At 52.3% G+C, this 16,287-nt stretch carries 16 protein-coding genes and 1 pseudogene; 13 read left to right on the plus strand and 4 right to left on the minus strand.

Annotated elements, in window-relative coordinates; all coding sequences use genetic code 11:
* Positions 1 to 3: 3 nt before the first annotated feature.
* The 10 genes and pseudogenes from ccoN (at position 4) to hemH (ending at position 9,001) form a co-directional block, all read left to right on the plus strand.
* Positions 4 to 2,130, plus strand: a complete 2,127-nt coding sequence (gene ccoN, locus NPE20_RS14620; RefSeq protein ID WP_256539407.1) for a cytochrome-c oxidase, cbb3-type subunit I — start codon at positions 4 to 6, stop codon at positions 2,128 to 2,130.
* Between the two features lie 8 nt (positions 2,131 to 2,138).
* Positions 2,139 to 2,327: a hypothetical protein gene (locus NPE20_RS14625; protein ID WP_256539408.1), complete on the plus strand. Its 189-nt coding sequence runs from the start codon at positions 2,139 to 2,141 to the stop codon at positions 2,325 to 2,327.
* A 2-nt stretch (positions 2,328 to 2,329) separates the two neighbouring features.
* Entirely contained in the window at positions 2,330 to 3,232 is a 903-nt protein-coding gene (locus NPE20_RS14630; protein WP_256539409.1) for a cbb3-type cytochrome c oxidase N-terminal domain-containing protein, read from the plus strand.
* A gap of 5 nt (positions 3,233 to 3,237) precedes the next feature.
* Complete coding sequence (gene ccoG / locus NPE20_RS14635) at positions 3,238 to 4,611, plus strand: cytochrome c oxidase accessory protein CcoG (protein ID WP_256539410.1); 1,374 nt, start codon at positions 3,238 to 3,240, stop codon at positions 4,609 to 4,611.
* Between the two features lie 4 nt (positions 4,612 to 4,615).
* Positions 4,616 to 5,035 (plus strand): FixH family protein, encoded by a 420-nt coding sequence (locus NPE20_RS14640; protein WP_256539411.1) that lies wholly within the window; start codon positions 4,616 to 4,618, stop codon positions 5,033 to 5,035.
* On the plus strand, positions 5,032 to 5,724 hold the full coding sequence (locus NPE20_RS14645; RefSeq protein ID WP_354003255.1) for a sulfite exporter TauE/SafE family protein: 693 nt from the start codon (positions 5,032 to 5,034) through the stop codon (positions 5,722 to 5,724). Before NPE20_RS14640 ends, NPE20_RS14645 begins: the two co-directional genes overlap by 4 nt.
* A 22-nt stretch (positions 5,725 to 5,746) precedes the next feature.
* On the plus strand, positions 5,747 to 6,484 hold the full coding sequence (locus NPE20_RS14650) for a YoaK family protein (protein WP_256539412.1): 738 nt from the start codon (positions 5,747 to 5,749) through the stop codon (positions 6,482 to 6,484).
* A gap of 85 nt (positions 6,485 to 6,569) precedes the next feature.
* Positions 6,570 to 6,914: a hypothetical protein gene (locus NPE20_RS14655; protein ID WP_256539413.1), complete on the plus strand. Its 345-nt coding sequence runs from the start codon at positions 6,570 to 6,572 to the stop codon at positions 6,912 to 6,914.
* Positions 6,915 to 6,932: 18 nt separating this feature from the next.
* A complete protein-coding gene (gene adhP, locus NPE20_RS14660) occupies positions 6,933 to 7,967 on the plus strand; it encodes an alcohol dehydrogenase AdhP (protein WP_256539414.1) in 1,035 nt (344 codons plus the stop codon).
* A 9-nt stretch (positions 7,968 to 7,976) separates the two neighbouring features.
* A pseudogene (gene hemH / locus NPE20_RS14665) lies at positions 7,977 to 9,001 on the plus strand (ferrochelatase).
* Positions 9,002 to 9,016: 15 nt separating this feature from the next.
* Here the strand turns inward: hemH and hemN are convergent.
* The 4 genes from hemN to NPE20_RS14685 all read right to left on the minus strand — a co-directional run bounded on the left by hemN (position 9,017) and on the right by NPE20_RS14685 (position 13,732).
* Positions 9,017 to 10,381 carry an oxygen-independent coproporphyrinogen III oxidase gene (gene hemN, locus NPE20_RS14670; RefSeq protein ID WP_256539415.1) on the minus strand — a complete coding sequence of 455 codons (1,365 nt, stop codon included), beginning with the start codon at positions 10,379 to 10,381 and terminating at the stop codon, positions 9,017 to 9,019.
* A 2-nt stretch (positions 10,382 to 10,383) separates the two neighbouring features.
* On the minus strand, positions 10,384 to 11,415 hold the full coding sequence (locus NPE20_RS14675; RefSeq protein ID WP_256539416.1) for a 2-hydroxyacid dehydrogenase: 1,032 nt from the start codon (positions 11,413 to 11,415) through the stop codon (positions 10,384 to 10,386).
* Between the two features lie 80 nt (positions 11,416 to 11,495).
* Entirely contained in the window at positions 11,496 to 12,548 is a 1,053-nt protein-coding gene (locus tag NPE20_RS14680; protein ID WP_256539417.1) for a response regulator, read from the minus strand.
* Positions 12,545 to 13,732, minus strand: a complete 1,188-nt coding sequence (locus tag NPE20_RS14685; RefSeq protein ID WP_256539418.1) for a PAS domain-containing sensor histidine kinase — start codon at positions 13,730 to 13,732, stop codon at positions 12,545 to 12,547. The genes NPE20_RS14680 and NPE20_RS14685 overlap by 4 nt, the downstream gene beginning before the upstream one ends.
* A gap of 285 nt (positions 13,733 to 14,017) precedes the next feature.
* Between NPE20_RS14685 and NPE20_RS14690 the strand changes: the two genes are divergently transcribed.
* The 3 genes from NPE20_RS14690 (at position 14,018) to NPE20_RS14700 (ending at position 16,145) form a co-directional block, all read left to right on the plus strand.
* Positions 14,018 to 14,839, plus strand: coding sequence for a universal stress protein (locus tag NPE20_RS14690; protein ID WP_256539419.1), 822 nt, complete (start codon positions 14,018 to 14,020; stop codon positions 14,837 to 14,839).
* 11 nt (positions 14,840 to 14,850) lie between these two features.
* Positions 14,851 to 15,600 carry an LOG family protein gene (locus tag NPE20_RS14695; RefSeq protein WP_256539420.1) on the plus strand — a complete coding sequence of 250 codons (750 nt, stop codon included), beginning with the start codon at positions 14,851 to 14,853 and terminating at the stop codon, positions 15,598 to 15,600.
* Positions 15,601 to 15,737: 137 nt separating this feature from the next.
* On the plus strand, positions 15,738 to 16,145 hold the full coding sequence (locus tag NPE20_RS14700) for a hypothetical protein (protein WP_256539421.1): 408 nt from the start codon (positions 15,738 to 15,740) through the stop codon (positions 16,143 to 16,145).
* Positions 16,146 to 16,287 lie beyond the last annotated feature (142 nt).

The following is a 16,287-nucleotide window of genomic DNA, read 5'->3' on the forward strand; positions in this document are numbered from 1 at the left end:
TTTATGCAGCCTGACAAATTTTACTACGACAACAAGATCGTCCGCAATTTCGGTGTAGCCACCGTACTTTGGGGCATCATTGGGATGACGGTAGGCCTGATCGCCGCAATCCAGCTCTATCATCCCGGTGCTAATATGCACAACCAGTTCACCACCTTCGGGCGGATACGGCCGCTGCATACCAATGCGGTCATCTTTGCCTTTGTGGGCAACGCTATTTTTATGGGCGTTTACTATTCCCTGCAGCGGCTGCTGAAGGCCCGGATGTTCAGCGACTGGCTGAGCAATATCCATTTCTGGGGCTGGCAGCTCATTATCCTGTCTGCGGTGATCACCCTGCCCCTGGGCCTGACGACTTCCCATGAATACGCCGAACTGGAGTGGCCGATCGATATCGCTATCACCATTATCTGGGTAATCTTTGGCTGGAACATGTTCGGTACGATCATTAAGCGCCGTGAACGCCATCTGTATGTCGCGATCTGGTTCTATATTGCAACGTTCGTCACTATTGCGGTGCTGCATATCGTTAACTCTTTCGAGCTGCCGGTTTCTCCCTTTAAAAGCTATATGGTATATGCCGGCGTGCAGGATGCCCTGGTACAATGGTGGTACGGGCATAACGCGGTTGCGTTTTTCCTGACGACGCCTTATCTGGGCATGATGTATTATTTTCTGCCCAAAATGGCCAACCGGCCGATCTATTCATACAAATTAAGTATTCTGCATTTTTGGGCGCTGATATTTATATATATCTGGGCCGGCCCGCACCACTTGTTGTATACGACCTTACCGGGCTGGGCGCAATCTTTAGGCGTAGCCTTTTCTATCATGCTGATCGCACCAAGCTGGGGCGGTATGATCAATGGGTTGCTTACATTGCGTGGTGGCTGGGATAAGGTGCGTGATGATGTGAACCTGAAGTTCATGGTGGTCGGTTTAACCGCTTACGGCATGGCCACATTTGAAGGGCCGATGTTATCGCTGAAACAGATCAACAGCATCGCCCATTTCAGCGACTGGATCGTGGCCCACGTACACGTTGGCGCCCTGGGCTGGAACGGATTTTTAACCTTTGCCATCTTATACTGGCTGATTCCGCGCATTTATAAAACCGAACTATATTCAAAAAAACTGGCCTCGTTCCACTTTTGGATCGGCACGCTGGGTATTATCTTTTATGCCGTACCGATGTACTGGGCCGGGTTTACGCAAAGTCTCATGCTGAAGGAGTTTACAGCGGAGGGCATGCTGAAATACCCCAATTTTTTAGAAACCACGCTGCGTATCATCCCCATGCATGTCATGCGCTCCGTCGGCGGCGGTATTTACCTGCTGGGCGTGATCGTGATGGCTTATAACCTGATCCGGACGGCTAAACAGGGGAGCCTGGTGGCTAACGAAGCTGCGCAGGCCCTGCCGCTGGAGCCGGAACATAAAGTTGTGCTGGAAGGCGCCTGGCACCGTAAATTAGAGCGCAGGCCTGTTCAGTTGATGATCCTGGCCCTGATCACGATCCTGATCGGATCGGTGATCGAACTTATGCCGACACTGACGATATCGTCCAATATTCCGACCATCGCCAGCGTCAAGCCGTACACGCCGCTGGAATTACAGGGCCGCGACATCTATATCAAGGAGGGCTGTTCCAATTGCCACTCCCAAACGGTAAGGCCCTTCCGTTCAGAAACGGAAAGGTATGGTGAATACAGCAAGGCGGGGGAATTCGTTTATGACCACCCTTTCCTATGGGGATCCAAGCGTACCGGCCCTGACCTGGCGCGCGAAGGAGGAAAATATGGCAATGCCTGGCATTATAACCACCTGATGGATCCGCGCTTGATGTCACCGGGCAGCATCATGCCGGAATACGGCTGGCTGCTGACACAGAAACTGGATACATCTACTACGGCGGCCAAGATCAGGGCGATGCAGACTTTAGGTGTGCCCTATCCGCAGGGTTATGACAAAATTGCCAACGCCGACCTGGACAAACAGGCCAAAGAGATTACGGATAACTTACATATCGACCATATCAGGGTCAAAAAAGATAAGGAGATCGTTGCGATCATCGCTTACCTGCAAAGACTGGGTACGGATATCAAAGCCAATAAAACCGCACAAAAATAACTACCGTCATGTTTAAACAATTCACAGAAAATGTCTCCGGTCATCAGGTCTATCTGCTTTCTTCACTGGGCATATTCCTGGCCTTTTTCATTCTGGTTACCGTGCTGCTGATCCGTATGCGCAAAGCGCATATTGAACATATGAGCGATTTGCCCCTGCAGGACGGCGACGAGATTCAACCTTCAAATTTTTCCTGACTATGAAAAAGTTATTACTTATACCGGTCCTCCTGACAGGTGTTCAATCCGCCAGTGCCCAGGGCGACAGCCTGATCAGCGACGAACTGAAAAATTATATAGGCTATGGCGCAATTATGGCCATGCTGGTCCTTTTTGTCATCGTCTTTTTGGTTTTGCTGAGAGCGTTCAGGGTCATGGGGCGCGTAATGCTGCGGCTGCAGGGATATTCTAATGCGGAGATAGCGGCATTGGAACATCCGGTTAAAAAAGCCACCGAAGAACCGGCACCAAAAGACAATAAACGCTTACTGAAACTGCTGTCACTAAAGCCGATGTCAGAAGAAAAAAGCCTCCTGATCGAACATGACTACGATGGCATCCAGGAACTGGATAATCCAACGCCGGCCTGGTTCATGTGGCTTTTCTACGGCAGCATCGTTTTTGGGTTGTGTTACCTGCTGATCTATCATGTGTTCGGTGTAGGTCAACTGCAATACGATGAATATAAAATGGAGGTTGCACAGGCCGAAATCGCCAAAAAAGCATACCTGAGTAAAGCGGCGAACCGCGTGGATGAAACCACGGTGAAGCTGTCGAGTGATCCCGGGACTTTAGGGTCCGGAAAAGCTATCTTCAGCCAAAGCTGCGCGGCCTGCCACGGAGCCAACGGCGAGGGGAGCGTCGGGCCAAACCTGACCGATGAATACTGGCTGCATGGCAGCAAGATCGGTGACCTGTTTAAAACAGTCAAGTACGGTGTTGCAGCGAAAGGAATGCCGACCTGGGAAAAGCAGCTTTCACCAAAACAGATTGCGGATGTGGCCAATTACATCAAGTCGTTGAACGGGACACATCCGGCTAACCCGAAGGCGCCGCAGGGTGAAAAAGAACTGGAAACAGACCATAAACTGGCCTCAAAATAACAGCTATGAGTGGATTATCGGCGGCGAAAGAAACAGGTGAACGAAAATGGATTTATCCGCTCATTCGTAAAGGCCTTTACTATAAATGGCGGTCAGCCATCAGTTATGTATATCTGATCTTCTTTTTTTCAGGTCCGTTTATCCGGGTCGGCGGGCAGCCCTTGTTGCTGCTCAATTTCATGGAGCGGCACTTTGTGATACTGGGCCAGGTTTTCTGGCCCCAGGACATTTTTCTCTTTATGCTGGCCTCGCTCGTATTCCTGGTCTGTGTGGTTTTATTTACCATCGCGTTCGGCCGTATCTTCTGCGGCTGGATCTGTCCGCAGACCGTTTTTATGGAAATGGTTTTCCGGAAGATCGAGGAGTGGATCGAAGGCGACGCCAACAAGCGGAAGAAACTGGACGCGGGGCCCCGGACGAATGCCTGGATCGCCAAAAAAACGGCTAAACATCTTGTATTTATAGGGGTGTCGTTTTTAATTTCCAATACCTTCCTGGCGTACCTGATCGGCAGCGAAGACTTACTGAAGATCATTAGGGAGCCCGTTGGGCAGCATTGGATCGGGCTGGCCAGCATCTGGGTATTTACCTTTATTTTTTATCTGGTCTATAGCCAGGTCAGGGAAATCGTTTGCACCGTTATTTGTCCTTACGGCCGCCTGCAAAGCGTACTGTTCGATGAATATACGCTGGTTGTGGCCTATAATGATGTCCGCGGCGAGCCCCGCGGCAAACTGCAAAAAAATGCCGACCCTTTTGCTCTTAAAGGGGACTGCGTGGACTGTGGCCTGTGCGTATCGGTTTGCCCGACGGGAATAGATATCCGCAAGGGCACGCAGGTCGAGTGTGTAAACTGTACCGCATGCATCGATGTTTGCGATGAGGTAATGGATAAGATCAACAGGCCCAAAAGCCTGATCGGGTTTTATTCGGAAAATATGATCCGGGTTAAAGAGAAACCGTCCTTTACGCTGCGTATGAAAGGTTATGCGGCGGTTATTACGGTTATGCTTGGGGTATTATGCTATTTTATTTTCACCCGCAGCGACATGGATATGACGGTGATGCGGGGGGCAGGATCCCTTTACCAGGAACAACCCGGCGGTTACATCAGCAATATCTATAATGCAGAGATCATCAATAAGACAAATGAGGACCGGAAAATAACTATCCGGTCTGACAACTCTGCCATCCGGATCAAATATATCCAGGCACCCGGGCCGGTAGCCAAAGGCGGGATGGTCAAAACGATGTTCTTTATTGAAATTCCCGCCACGGAACTGCATGCGGCCAAGACCGACATCAACCTGCAGCTCTTTACGGGAAAACAGCTTAAACAAACCATCAGTACCACGTTTGTTGGTCCTGTTAACGATTGAAATTATGAACTGGGGAAAAGGATTAATTACGGGGATGGCCATTTTTATGCTGTTCATCCTGAGCATGTGTTTTTATATGTTCCGTATTCCGGCTGATGAGTATGATCATCAGTATTATGAAAAAGGCCTGCGCTTTGACGCGGATTTTGACAAGGAAAGGCGGGTGGTTACCGAGCAGGCGCAGCCGCAGATCCGGATCAGCAGTACAGAAATAAAAGTAGCTTTTACGAAACCGGCAAAGGGAACAGCCAGGTTTATCCGGCCGTCGAGCGCGGCGCAGGATAAGCGTTTCGCTATCCAGACGGGGGAAGACACAACCGTCCTGTTGCCGGTCGGTTCGCTGGCAAAAGGACGCTGGCATTTATTGCTGGAATGGGAGAGTGGTGAAAAACAATATTTATTTCAAAAGGAAATAACACTATGATGTCGGCTAACCAGATCGCATTTTATATCGGCTTGTTCGGCAGCGTACACTGCATCGGTATGTGCGGGCCCCTGGCTTTCGCGGTGCCCAGTTTCCATAACCGCTGGTGGCTGGTCGTCGCGGATAAAGTGGTCTATAATACCGGCCGCCTGATCAGCTATACAGTTTTAGGTTACCTGCTCGGCCTGCTGGGCAAACAGCTTTGGCTGGCCGGGCTGCAGCAGGGAGTCAGTGTTGTCAGTGGCTTGCTGATCATCATCGCGGGATTTTGCAGGCTGTTTAAAGCGAGTTTCGGGCAAAGCCGTTTGATGGCCGCCCTGCTTTCGCCAATTCAAAAAATGATCCGTTATGCGCTGAACCATCGGTTAGGTCATCTTGTCGTCGGTATACTCAATGGTTTTCTGCCCTGCGGTTTTGTTTACCTGGCACTGGTAGGGGCGGTTAACACTTTGTCCCCTGTGGCCTCCGCCGAATATATGTTCTGGTTTGGTGCCGGAACGTTTCCCCTCATGCTGCTTGCTACCGTTGGTTCCGGTTATATCGGACCGGTTTTCCGCCGCAGGATCAACAGAGGGATGCCCTTCCTTATGATCTGCCTGGGTTGCTGGTTTCTGCTGCGCGGAATGGGATTGGGCATTCCTTATCTGAGCCCCGCTAAACCAAGCGCCGGTGTCGCGGTCTGTCATTAATCCGATCATTCAACCAAAAGACATGCTCAGGCACTTAGGAAACAGGCGAACTTATGTTCATAACGTAAAAATTGCGGCATTGCTCAGCCTGTCCGCGGGGTTTGTTAATGCCGCAGGTTTTCTCGGCTTTTCCGTACTGACCACCAATGTCACCGGGCATGCCGCCCTGTTTGCCGAACGGCTTGTTAAAGAAGACTGGGAAGCGTCCCGTGTGGTCGCGTTATGGATGTGCCTGTTTTTAGCCGGCGCCTTTATCTCCGGCCTCATCATTAACAGCATCGGCCGCAACCAGCGGTTTTCCTATGTTATTCCCTTGTTAGTGGAGATGACGGTATTCCTCCTGATCGGTTTTTTTGGTTATCATTATGATCATAGCCTGGTAGCCCGGGAAATCTTTGCCGGCAGCCTGCTGTTTGTTATGGGGATGCAAAACGCGATGGTCTCGCTGGTGTCGGGGGCCGAGGTGCGGACGACGCACCTCACCGGAACTTTTACCGATCTCGGCATCGAATTGGGGCAATGGATCAGGGCGCCTCAAAAAGAAAGGATGCCGCTCAGTGCCAAGCTCAAACTGCGGGGGGCCATTATTATTTGTTTCTTATGGGGCGCGCTTACGGGAGCCTATGTCTTTCATTATTACAGTTATCGTTCCTTTTTTTTTCCAGCCGCCCTGCTGCTTTACACCCTGGGTTATGATGTGTTCCGGATACGGGCGAAACGTTATTACCGCAGGCTTTCCTTGCATATCCGGAAAAAGTGACCACGATCATCTTTTAAGCGAATGGCGGTCATGGTGCGGTAAATCGTAAGCCGGGATATTTGCAGCCATAAACAAATTATTTTTTATGGCAACGATAACTGCAAATACCCGCTGGGACGCAAAAGACGCAGCCCCGGTTCCTGCCCACACATTGCTTGGTAAATGGAACCTGTTTATGGAAAGTCAGGAGAAATGGATCACCCTTTGGTTCCTGGTGTCGCTCGTTTTTCAGGGCGTATTCTTTCTGCCTGTTCCGGCCGTTCTGATTTATTATGCTGCTGCGCCGGTACCCGTACTGGCCATTACGCTGACGCTGTTCTTTGCCAACATCATAGCCGGCATGGGCGGTGCGGGTATCAAAACCCTGTTATGGCTGTTTGCGCTGAGCATCGCGATCCACCTGTTGATGATACTGTTTTTTATCCTGTAACGCTAAATTCTACTGAATATGATACCTCAAACCATGAAAGCGGCCGTGATACATGAATTCGGCGCAGCCCTGCAAATTGAAACGGTACCGGTGAAAACACCCCATGCCAACCAGATCCTGGTAAAGGTGATCGCCTGCGGTGTGTGTCACACCGACCTGCACGCCTGCAATGGCGACTGGCCGGTCAAACCTAATTTGCCGCTGATCCCCGGCCACGAGGCTATCGGTTACGTTGCGGCCTTAGGCGCTGATGTACAGGGTGTGAAAGAAGGCGATATCGTGGGTGTACCCTGGCTGCACAGTGCCTGCGGCGGCTGCGAATTCTGTATCACCGGCTGGGAAACCCTTTGCGGTACCCAGCAGAACGGCGGCTACAGCGTAGACGGCGGATTTGCGGAATATGTGCTGGCCGACCCGCGTTACGTGGCTCATTTCCCGGCGGGTATCAACTTTACCGAGATGGCGCCGATCATCTGCGCGGGTGTCACGGTTTATAAGGGACTTAAAGAAACCGAAGTGAAACCCGGCGAATGGGTGGCGATTTCCGGTGCGGGCGGCCTTGGCCACCTGGCGGTACAATACGCCAAAGCGATGGGTATGCACGTGGCTGCCATTGATATCGCGGACGACAAGCTGGAACTGGCGAAAGAACTGGGCGCGGAGCTGGTGGTCAATGCCGCTAAAGAAGATCCGGGCGCGTTCCTGCAAAAAGCTACCGGGGGTATGCACGGGGTGCTCGTCACCGCTGTTTCGCCCATCGCTTTCCAGCAAGGCATATCCGCCTTGCGCAGAAAAGGAACGATCGCGTTAAACGGACTGCCCAAAGGCAACTTCGACCTGTCCATTTTCGATACCGTGCTGAACCGCTACACGGTGAGGGGCTCGATCGTCGGTACACGCAAGGATATGCAGGAGGCCATCGCCTTCGCTGTTGAAGGAAAGGTAAAAGCGATCGTTCATGCTGCTAAACTGGAAGATATCAATGAGGTCTTCGACCGGATGAAAAAAGGCCTGATCGATGGCAGGGTGGTTTTAGAGATCGCCCGGCCTTAATTTAAGACTATGCGTAAAGGAATATTATTAGTTAACTTGGGAACACCTGACAGCCCGGCAACCGCCGATGTCCGGAAGTACCTGGCGGAGTTCCTGATGGATAAAAGGGTGATTGATATTCACCCTTTTTTGCGTTTTTTGCTCGTCCGGGGGATTATCGTCCCCTTCCGGGGGCCTAAGTCAGCAAAGTTATACCAGCAGATCTGGGATAAGGAAACAGGCTCACCGCTGCTGCACTACAGTAACCTGCAGCAGCAACTGCTTAAGCTGGAACTGGGCGGTGACTATGTGGTCGAACTGGCCATGCGTTATCAATACCCTTCGATTGAGCGCGGATTAAACAAACTGCGGGGTGCCGGCGTGGAAAGCCTGCAGGGGATCCCGCTTTTTCCGCAATATGCTTCGGCCACGACGGGATCTGTGACAGAAGAAGTGATGCGTGTGGTAAGCAGATGGTATGATATTCCGCCGGTATCCTTCAGTGCAGCCTTTTATGATCATCCCTTGTTTATCAGGGGTTTTGCAGCCAATGCCGCAAAGTATGACCCGGATGCCTTTGATCACGTGCTTTTTAGTTTTCACGGTTTACCGGAAAGGCAGCTCCGGGCCTGTGGCGCCGGGACCGGGGGGCATCATGACGATTGCAGTAAAAAGATCACCGAAAGGAACAGGAACTGTTATGCGGCGCAATGCCATGAAACCGCACGGCTGATCTCCCGTGAATTGAAACTTGCGCCGGAAGCTTATACGGTGTGTTTCCAGTCCAGGCTGGGTAAGCAGGAATGGATCAAGCCTTTACCTCAGCGGTCATCGGCCAACTGGCGGCGGCGGGCAAAAAACGGTTGCTGGTAATCTGCCCGGCTTTTGTTGCGGACTGCCTGGAAACGATTCATGAGATCGCTGCCGAATACCATGATGCGTTTATCGCTGCCGGAGGGGAACAGTTACAGCTGGTGGAGAGCCTGAACGATTCGCCGTATTTTACTAGGGCGCTGAGGGAAATGATCAAAACGGAGCCCGTTCACTGTAAATGATAGTAGTATGGCCGGTTAGACGGCCATACTGAACAGCTGGGTGGTTGGCTGCGCAGCCCAAAGCCGCGCGTCGAGGCAGGCGCAGATATTGCGCAGAAAACGGGTGCCGAGGGTGGTGACCCGTAGTCCACCGGCGGATAATTCGACCAGGCCATCGGCTTCCGGTTCACGGAGGCGTTCCAGTGCTGCGGCGATCACCGGCAGGTCCCGCAGCTTCCAGCGGGTTTCGCTTTTACACATGATGTCCAGAATATGGCGGCGCAGTATCAGGTCTTCTTCCGACAACACATGGCCTTTGAGCAGCGGAAATTCCCCGGCTGAAGTTTTTTCCAGGTACTCTTCGACCGTTTTTACATTCTGCGCGAAGCCGTACCAGGAATCGCTGATGGATGAAACGCCGAGCCCGATCAACAGCTGCGTGTGCTGGTGCGTATACCCCATGAAATTCCGGTGTAATCCGCCGTTTTGTGCCGCTTCCAGCAATTCGTCACCTGCTAAAGCGAAGTGGTCCATACCAATCTCCCGGTAGCCATAATTTCTCAGCAGGCTCCGTCCAACTTCATGCAGTTTAACTTTTAATTCCGGGTCGGGCAGGTCCGCTTCGGTAAAGCGGCGCTGCCCGGGTTTGATCCAGGGCACATGCGCGTAACTGTAAAAGGCGATACGGTCCGGGTTCAGGTTGCTGACGATGTTCATGGTATTGATCAGGCCTTCCAGGTTCTGCAGCGGCAGCCCATAGATCAGGTCATAGTTTATCGAAGTATAACCGATGCGCCTGGCTTCCACTGTAACCTCCAGCACCTGTTCAAAGGTTTGGTGACGGTTGATAATGAACTGGACTTTAGGATCGAAGTCCTGTATACCCAGGCTGAGCCGCCTGAACCCCAGGTTGTATAAAGTCTGTAAATGCGCCGGAGTAGTATTGGCGGGGTGCGCTTCAAAGCTGAACTCTGCCTGCGCATGTACCCTTGCGCCATCGAGCAGGCCTTCGATCAGGCGGTGCAGGTTTTCCGGGCAAAAGAATGTAGGTGTGCCGCCACCCAGGTGGATCTCCCGGATAACCGGCTGACCGCTGAAGATGTCCTTATACAGCGCCCATTCCTTTAACACGGCCGCGATATACGGTTCTTCTACGCTGTGGTTTTTGGTAATGCGGGTGTTGCAGCCGCAATAGGTGCAAAGGTTCTCGCAGAATGGCAGGTGAACGTACAAGCTGATGCCGGATGCGGGGTTGCTTTCATCAAAGGATAATTTGACGGTTTCTTTCCAGGCAACCTGGGTATAGGTCTGGTTGTCCCAGTAGGGCATGGTCGGATAACTGGTATAGCGGGGGACGGCCACATTGTATTTAGCGGTCAGCGCTTTAAGTGATTTGTCCATATTCAGGAATGTGCAATTTTTTCAGGTTGAGGGATATGCCGGCAGTTTTTAGCGCAGGCGCAGGCTTTGCCCACGCACTTTCCGGCCTGCCAGAGGTCAAGGTTCTTTATGGTTTGATCAGCGATCTCCTGGAGCGCCTCCCGCGTCAGATAAGCCTGGTGCGGTGTGATCAGCACATTGGGATGGCTCATTAATTTGATAAGCATGGCATCTTTGACAGGGTCCTGATGGTGGTCTTCGAAGAAGAGCCCCTTTTCAAACTCATAGACATCGAGGCCGAGGTAACCCAGCCTGCGGTTTTCGAGCGCTTCGAGTACGCTGGCGGTATCGATCAGCAGACCGCGTGATGTGTTGATCAGCATTACCCCGGGTTTCATCAGCGCCAAAGTTTGAGCGTTGATGAAATGACGCGTGTCTTCTGTCAGGGGAATATGCAGGGAAATGATATCGGCGGATTCCAGCAGCTGTTCCAGTGAAACCTGCCGGATATGGCGCAGGCTCCGGGCATGCTGTACGTCATAACCGACAATCTTACAGCCCATGCCGTGATAGATTGCCGCCACTGCCTGGCCGGTATGTCCCAGGCCGATCACGCCGACGGTCTTACCCGCGAAGTTAAAGCCGACCAGGTCGTCGTTCCTGAAATCAAAAACATGACTGTGCTGATCGGCTTTCATCATTTGCCGGTTCAGGGCAAAGGCCATCCCGACCGCATGTTCTGCGACCGCCTGCGGCGAATAAGATGGAATGTTGGCGGTTTTTATGCCGGCCGCCGCGGCGGCCGGCAGGTCAATATGGTCGGTGCCCGCAGAACGGGTTATGATGAATTTAATCCCCATCGCAGCTAATTGCGCGATTACCGGCCCGGATACATCGTCATTCGTAAAAACGATGACGGCATCCTTCCCCTGCGCGTATATCGCCGTGCCCGGCCCAAGCGAGTTGGAAATCAGGGTGATGTCGTGCTTTTTCCGGTTGGCCTTCGCCAGGTATTCCTTTTCAAAAGGTTTGATGCTGTAAGCTACCGCTTTCATTCGAAATAGTTTTGATTACAAAGCTATCGTAACGGTAATGCCTGCAGAATGAGCGGCGTCAGCTGAATTAATGATGTAAATCAGTTTTTCATCTTTTCAAGCTTGTCCGGCTGGAGCAGGGTGATCAGGCTGCCTTTCTTCTCGATCAGCCCTTCGTCCTTAAAATCGGATAAGGTCCGGCTGACCGTTTCGGTGGCCATGCCGGCCATCGCGGCCAGGTCTTCGCGGGTCACCTTAAATCCTTCCTGAGCAGCGCCGCCCTGACGGTGCAGGCGGATCATTGCTTCGGCCATTCGTTTGCGCACGGAATGATAGGCCAGCTGCATCAGCTGGTCCTCTTTTTCGCGGATGTCATTGGCGAGCAGTTTGATGAACTCCCGGGCGACCTCCGGGTACAGGTTAAGCAGCTGCTCCAGCTGGTCTCTCGGGATGAGTACGGCAACGCTGTCTTCCAGGGCACTCGCGGTATCCGTATAGGCCTCTCCGGAAAGCAGTGCGTTTACGCCGAGGTATTCTTCAGCGCCGACGATACCGGTCATCAGTTCACGACCGTCCTCAGCCAGGCGGATCGTTTTGATCTTGCCGCTGATGACCAGGTAAAGCCCGCTGGCTTTGTCCCCGTCGTAATAGATGACCTGGTTCTTTTTAAATGCGCGGCTGCGTCGTTCCTGGATGATCTTTTTCAATTCGTTCAGGCCATCGTTCTTACCGATGAGGGTACCCAGCTTGTCCAGTGACTGGCTGTAAAACTCTTTTTGTAATTCCTGTTTTTTAAAACGGGTTTCGATCGCGTTTAATAATTCGATGTCGTCAAAAGGTTTGGTCAGGTAGTCGTCGGCGCCCATTTCCATACCTTTGCGCAGGTCGACCCGTTCGGCTTTGGCCGTCAGGAAGATGAACGGTATCGCGGCGGTAGCGGGGTTCTTGTTGAGCATATATAATACGCCGTAACCGTCCAGTTCCGGCATCATGATATCACAAAGTATAATATCCGGTGACTGGCTGAGCGCCAGTTCAATACCCGCTTTGCCGTTCGGCGCTTCAAAGGCCTCATAACCGGCCAGCTGCAGGATCTCCACCACGTTTTCGCGGATGTCGTTGTTGTCTTCAATGATGAGTACTTTCTTTTTCATGTTGTCGGGAATGTCATGGTGAATAGGGTGCCCTGGTTAACGTTGCTTTTGAAGATCACCTGGCCGTTCATCAGCCCGACGTAACGGGCAACGATGTTCAGGCCAAGCCCGGTGCCGGGGATATTGCCGGTATTATGGGCGCGGAAAAATGCTTCGAAAAGGTGTTTCTGGTCGGCTTCGGGTATACCGATCCCGTTATCTCTGATGGTGATCACGCAGCCGGATGGGCCGATCTCCGTACAGAATTCAATAAAGGTGTTCTCGCCGGAATATTTGATGGCGTTAGCGATCAGGTTGGTTACGCTGTGGCGCAGCAGGTTCTGATCAAGGGCCACTACGCTGGCGGTCCCGGTATGCTGGTAAATGATACTTTGGTTTTGTTTGGCGACCAGTTGCAGTTCCTCGGTAATTTCCTCGGAGAATCTGACCAGGTCAAACGGTGTGCAGGTCGCTTCCACTTTGCCCGCTTCCAGCTTTTCCAGGGACAGGAAGTCATTCAGGATGCCGGTGAGGATGCCCACAGACCCTTTGATCTTGGCCACATGTTTGCGGATGTTTTCGTTATCGTATGGCTGGGCATATTTTTCGATGAGGGAAGCAGAAAGCTGCACAGCACTCAGCGGGGTGCGGAATTCATGGGATGCCATGGAAACGAAGCGGCTTTTCAGCTGGCCAAGTTCCTTCTCCTTTTCCAGGGAGGAGCTGACCTCTTCCTTGGCCTGCTGCAGGGCGATCACCGTGTCTTTGAGGGAAGATGTCCTGCTTTCCACCAGTTCCTCGAGGTGCGCTGCATAATCCCTCAATTGTTCCTCCGCTTCCTTTTCGCGGGAGAGGTCATGGATGAAGCCGGTAAATATTTTGCGTTCTGCATATGAAACCTCGCTCACGCCCAGGCGAAAGGGAAAGGTGGTTCCATCCTTGCGCAGGCCGGTAACTTCCCGCCCGATGCCGATGATATGCGGCTCGCGGGTGTGCTGGTAGCGCGCGATGTATTCATCGTGCTGACTTTTATAAGGCTGGGGCATCAGCATGGATATATTTCTCCCGATCACTTCCCCGGGTGTATAGAGGAACAGTTTGCAGGCGGCAGGATTAATGGATTCCACGAGCCCCCGGCCGTCAATGGTGATGATACCGTCAATGGCGTTGTCAATGATTGCTTTGAGCAGGGCCGCGTTTTCCATACCTGTTTGTTCGTTTTATGATGATGATCACAAATATCTATATTTTACCGCAATACAAAATGTAATTGTACACCCGATAAAATGTGACCCTGATCATTTTTCGGTGTTTTTGAGGTATGCCGCTATGCATGTGCCGGATAAGCGCCGGTTGTTAATGGGGAAACTTATACCTCAACGCGGAAGATGACCCAAATCACCTCCCGGGCTAACCGGCGTCATTTATCCGGTCCCGGAGAGAGGTTATCTTCGTTTGACGATCAGTTAAACCCATAATCAGGTATTGTTATGAAAACAATTTTAGTGATCAGCGATCACAGCCCCGAAGCGGAACACGCCGCCTTATTTGCCCTGGCGCTTGCGCGGGCGGTCCATGCAGATTTGCTCCTGGCCACTACGGTAAAGGCGCAACAGCTAACGAAGGGGCAGCCGGTCCTGGCAGGGGCGACAACGGAAGATCCGGATAGCAGCCCCATGAACAGGCTTTGCGAACTTAACGGACAATCGGATGGATATGTCCCCAAGATTTCAGAACTGGATATTTCCGCGTATCCACTGGATGATCTTATCGCGATGATCAACCGGAAAGAGATCTGGCTGCTCGTCGAAGGCATGCCGGACCAGTCGCCCGCGGGCTGCGTGGCGCTGAAACTGAATATCCAGTCTGTGTTAAACCGTGTGCGCTGCCCCTTATTGCTGGTGCCGCAAAGCTGGGCAAACCACCTGCCGGAGCGGATCGCTTATCTGGCCGACCTGCGCTATTGCCGGCATCAGGTATTACGTTATGTGGGTGAAGTCTGCGCTGCGCTGGACGCGGGGCTGACCGTCGCTCATTTATCCGCCAGGGGCCTGGCCGATATCGCCGAGGCTTATGCAGAAGAGCTCTTCTGCAAAGACGTGGTACCGCATACGCATCACAAAAAGGTAGTATTGAATAATATCCGGGAACGGGACCTGCATAAAGCCGTAGATGTACTGGTTCATGGCATGCAACAGGACCTGCTGGTTTTTGTCAACCACCGTTATCATTTTGAAGAGCTGATCGGCCGGCGTATCGGCGACACGCTTCCGGCGGACATCACCGTGCCTGTGCTGATCTTCCCCTTATAACCATTTGATTTATGAACACATTAACCATAGCACCAAACGCCGACACTAAAACCGAGATCCAGTTCCTGGACGGGCCGCATTCGCGCTTAAAAGAGCTGAAGTTTGCATTGCAGACGATGATTGACCTGGTACGCGGGCTGCGGGCACTGCATTTTATCGGGCCGTGCATCACGGTTTTCGGGTCGGCCAGGTTTGGCGAAGACCACCCTTATTACGAACAAACGCGGAACGCCGCCGCGGCCTTTGCCCGGCTGGGTTTTACGATCCTGACGGGCGGGGGACCGGGGCTGATGGAGGCCGCCAACCGCGGTGCCAGGGAAGCCGGGGGCAGGTCAGTAGGCTGCAATATCCAGTTACCCGTGGAGCAAAAGCCTAATCCTTACCTGGATAAATGGGTATATATGCGCCATTTTTTCCTGCGTAAGGTACTGCTGGTCAAATATTCATTCGCCTTTGTGGTCATGCCCGGCGGCTTTGGCACACTGGATGAATACTTCGAAGCGCTGACCCTGATCCAGACGCACAAGATCCATGATTTCCCGGTTATTATCTTCGGCAGGGAATATCACCGGGAACTGCTGGAGCACGTCGCGGTCATGCAGCGTTACGCCACAATCGGAGAGGCAGACAGCCGGTTGTTCCTGGTCACCGATGACCTGGAGGAAGCGGTTGAACTTATCCGTGCGAACAGTATCCGCAAATTCGGGCTGAAACCTCAACAAAAAAGAAAACCGCTCCGCTGGCTGTTCGAGCGTGCCTGATAAAGGATACGTGACTGCCCGGTCCGGGTTATGAAACCCGGGAATGACAGGGATCACCTCCAAAACTGATCTTCGTCATTTGCGGAAAGCGTAGCCGGGCCGATCTTAGCCTCCGCAACCTGTCAAATAAAAAATGTATGGATACTATGTTATTGAATTCGTCCCGCCCGCTGCAATATTATGTGATTGCCAGAAGATGGTCCTCTGACCTCGAATTTTTCAGGCTGGAAAGCGGCTTTTTGCAGCGGTTACTTGACCGCTACATGAGCCGTTTGCAGGGCCATCCACAGTTCGTTAAACTGGTAAAGGCAGGCGAGGACCTGCAGGAACTGGAAAGAATGGTTGACGGCGACCTGCTGGACCGGCAGCTTACACAGCTGGAACTGATGGCGGAGGATGTTATCCCGGAGGATGCGGATGCGCTCACCGAAGTTCAGGTAAAACTGGAACGGCTGATGAGTAAGCTGACTCAACGGTTCCGGGAGGTTAAACAGGAGGTTTACGCGCTGGTGCTGGAGGCGCCAGACATAGACATCCTGCTCTGATTGAACTATTAACTGATCTGATTAAACCCCGAGAGGCGCCGTGAACTTCACGTGCGCCTTTCTTTTTTTCAATCCTTTGGCAGCGAACCGCTTTTTGCCGCGCGCGGTACCACCTTCCCGATTGTTTAGCCGGAATTCAGGT

The organism is Mucilaginibacter aquariorum, assembly GCF_024498135.1.
Lineage (GTDB): Bacteria > Bacteroidota > Bacteroidia > Sphingobacteriales > Sphingobacteriaceae > Mucilaginibacter > Mucilaginibacter aquariorum.

What these genes read in the sequence shown, in the direction of transcription:
- ccoN (WP_256539407.1), top strand. Translation starts at nt 4, where the DNA reads ATGCAGCCTGACAAATTTTACTACGACAACAAGATCGTCCGCAATTTC.
- NPE20_RS14625 (WP_256539408.1), top strand. Translation starts at nt 2,139, where the DNA reads ATGTTTAAACAATTCACAGAAAATGTCTCCGGTCATCAGGTCTATCTG.
- NPE20_RS14630 (WP_256539409.1), top strand. Translation starts at nt 2,330, where the DNA reads ATGAAAAAGTTATTACTTATACCGGTCCTCCTGACAGGTGTTCAATCC.
- ccoG (WP_256539410.1), top strand. Translation starts at nt 3,238, where the DNA reads ATGAGTGGATTATCGGCGGCGAAAGAAACAGGTGAACGAAAATGGATT.
- NPE20_RS14640 (WP_256539411.1), top strand. Translation starts at nt 4,616, where the DNA reads ATGAACTGGGGAAAAGGATTAATTACGGGGATGGCCATTTTTATGCTG.
- NPE20_RS14645 (WP_354003255.1), top strand. Translation starts at nt 5,032, where the DNA reads ATGATGTCGGCTAACCAGATCGCATTTTATATCGGCTTGTTCGGCAGC.
- NPE20_RS14650 (WP_256539412.1), top strand. Translation starts at nt 5,747, where the DNA reads ATGCTCAGGCACTTAGGAAACAGGCGAACTTATGTTCATAACGTAAAA.
- NPE20_RS14655 (WP_256539413.1), top strand. Translation starts at nt 6,570, where the DNA reads ATGGCAACGATAACTGCAAATACCCGCTGGGACGCAAAAGACGCAGCC.
- adhP (WP_256539414.1), top strand. Translation starts at nt 6,933, where the DNA reads ATGATACCTCAAACCATGAAAGCGGCCGTGATACATGAATTCGGCGCA.
- hemN (WP_256539415.1), bottom strand. Translation starts at nt 10,381, where the DNA reads ATGGACAAATCACTTAAAGCGCTGACCGCTAAATACAATGTGGCCGTC.
- NPE20_RS14675 (WP_256539416.1), bottom strand. Translation starts at nt 11,415, where the DNA reads ATGAAAGCGGTAGCTTACAGCATCAAACCTTTTGAAAAGGAATACCTG.
- NPE20_RS14680 (WP_256539417.1), bottom strand. Translation starts at nt 12,548, where the DNA reads ATGAAAAAGAAAGTACTCATCATTGAAGACAACAACGACATCCGCGAA.
- NPE20_RS14685 (WP_256539418.1), bottom strand. Translation starts at nt 13,732, where the DNA reads ATGGAAAACGCGGCCCTGCTCAAAGCAATCATTGACAACGCCATTGAC.
- NPE20_RS14690 (WP_256539419.1), top strand. Translation starts at nt 14,018, where the DNA reads ATGAAAACAATTTTAGTGATCAGCGATCACAGCCCCGAAGCGGAACAC.
- NPE20_RS14695 (WP_256539420.1), top strand. Translation starts at nt 14,851, where the DNA reads ATGAACACATTAACCATAGCACCAAACGCCGACACTAAAACCGAGATC.
- NPE20_RS14700 (WP_256539421.1), top strand. Translation starts at nt 15,738, where the DNA reads ATGGATACTATGTTATTGAATTCGTCCCGCCCGCTGCAATATTATGTG.